General features: G+C 73.8%; 2 protein-coding genes. One reads left to right on the top strand and one right to left on the bottom strand.

All coding sequences use genetic code 11. The features are described 5' to 3' along the window. The coding region (locus ACY45C_RS14865) for a UDP-N-acetylglucosamine--N-acetylmuramyl-(pentapeptide) pyrophosphoryl-undecaprenol N-acetylglucosamine transferase (protein ID WP_462188194.1) at positions 1–1020 on the top strand (1020 nt) is incomplete at its 5' end. A 55-nt stretch (positions 1021–1075) separates the two neighbouring features. On the opposite strand, the gene ACY45C_RS14870 is transcribed toward ACY45C_RS14865, so the two are convergent. Further along, positions 1076–1528 (bottom strand): nitroreductase/quinone reductase family protein, encoded by a 453-nt coding sequence (locus ACY45C_RS14870; RefSeq protein WP_462188195.1) that lies wholly within the window; start codon positions 1526–1528, stop codon positions 1076–1078. Positions 1529–1566: the final 38 nt, after the last annotated feature.

Consider the following 1566-nt stretch of genomic DNA (forward strand, 5'->3'; position numbering starts at 1 on the left):
CTCGGCACCACGACCGGTCTGGAGGCGCGCTTGGTGCCCGCCCGGGGCCATGAGCTGGCGACGGTGCCGAAGGTCCCGATGCCGCGCCGCCCCACCCCGGCCGTGTTCAAGCTGCCCGCCCGGTTCTTCGACGCGATCCGTCAGGCAGGGGAGACCCTCGACCGGGTTCGGGCGGACGTGGTCGTGGGGTTCGGTGGATACGTGTCCGCGCCCGCGTACCTCGCCGCCCGGCGCCGCGGCATCCCGATCGTGGTGCACGAGGCGAACCCGCTGCCGGGGCTGGCCAACCGGCTCGGCGCCCGGCTCACCCCGTTCGTCGCCACATCCTACCCGAGCACGCCCCTGCGCGACGCGACGCTCACCGGGATCCCGCTGCGGGGGGAGATCCTCACCCTCGACCGTTCCCCGGCCGCGATGCGGGCCGCCCGGGCGCGCTACGGGCTCGACCCACACCGGCCGACCCTGCTCGTCTTCGGCGGCTCGCAGGGCGCCCGCTCGCTCAACCAGGTGATGACGGCGGCGGCGCATCCCCTTGCCGCCGCCGGGATCCAGGTGCTGCACGCGACCGGGCCGAAGAACTTCGACGAGGTCGCCGCGGCGCTGCCCCTCGACCTACCCACGCCGTACGAGCTGCGGCCGTACCTCGACCACATCCCCTCGGCCTATGCCGCGGCCGACATGACCCTGTGCCGGTCGGGCGCGATGACGTGCGCGGAACTCGCCGCGGTGGGGCTCCCGGCGGTCTACGTCCCCTTGCCGCACGGCAACGGTGAGCAGCGCCGCAACGCGCTGCCGACGGTGGAGGCCGGCGGTGGTCTCCTCGTCGACGACGCCGAGCTCAGTGCGTCCTGGCTGCTCGAGAACGCGCTGCCGGTGCTCATCTCCGCCGAACGGCTGGCGAAGATGTCGGCCGCCTGCGCCGGCAGCGGCCATCCCCAGGCCGCCGCCGCGATCGTCGCCATGATCCGGGACGCCGCCGCCACCCGGCGGCGATCCCGCCCGCGGCACGCGGCTCCCTGACCGCTCCGCCGTCGCTGACCGCTGGGCAGCCAAGGGGGCGCCCAACGCTGGCCGGTCACCGCAGCGTGACCAGCACGACCACCGGGATCTCCCGTTCCACCTGCTCCTGGTGGCCGCGGATTCCCGGCATCGTCTCGACCAGTGCCTCGTAGAGCCGCTGCCGCTCGTCCCCGGTGGCGGTCGACGCCTCGGCCTCGAATCGGTCGGTGCCGAGCTCCACCACGACTTTCGGCTCGGCCGTCAGGTTCTGGTACCAGTCCGGATGCCGCGGGGCGGCCATGTTGGACGCGAAGACGACGATGCGGCCGGGACCGCCGTCCACGACGTACCCCAGCGGGGCGGTGTGCTCCTTCCGGCTGCGCCGTCCGGTCGTCGTCACGAGCACCAGCCTGGAACCGGGCAGCGTCTTCTCCAACGCGCCGCCAGTCGCCCGGTACTCGGCGATCACGGTCTGGTTGACCGCCCTGACGTCGAAGCCAGGTCTGCGCGGGTCCTGCGTGTCGGCCATCGTCTCGATCCTCACCTGTCGCCGCCGGCCATGCCGGC

The sequence above is a fragment of the Frankia sp. CcWB2 genome (assembly GCF_977927585.1).

What these genes read in the sequence shown, in the direction of transcription:
- ACY45C_RS14870 (WP_462188195.1), bottom strand. Translation starts at nt 1,528, where the DNA reads ATGGCCGACACGCAGGACCCGCGCAGACCTGGCTTCGACGTCAGGGCG.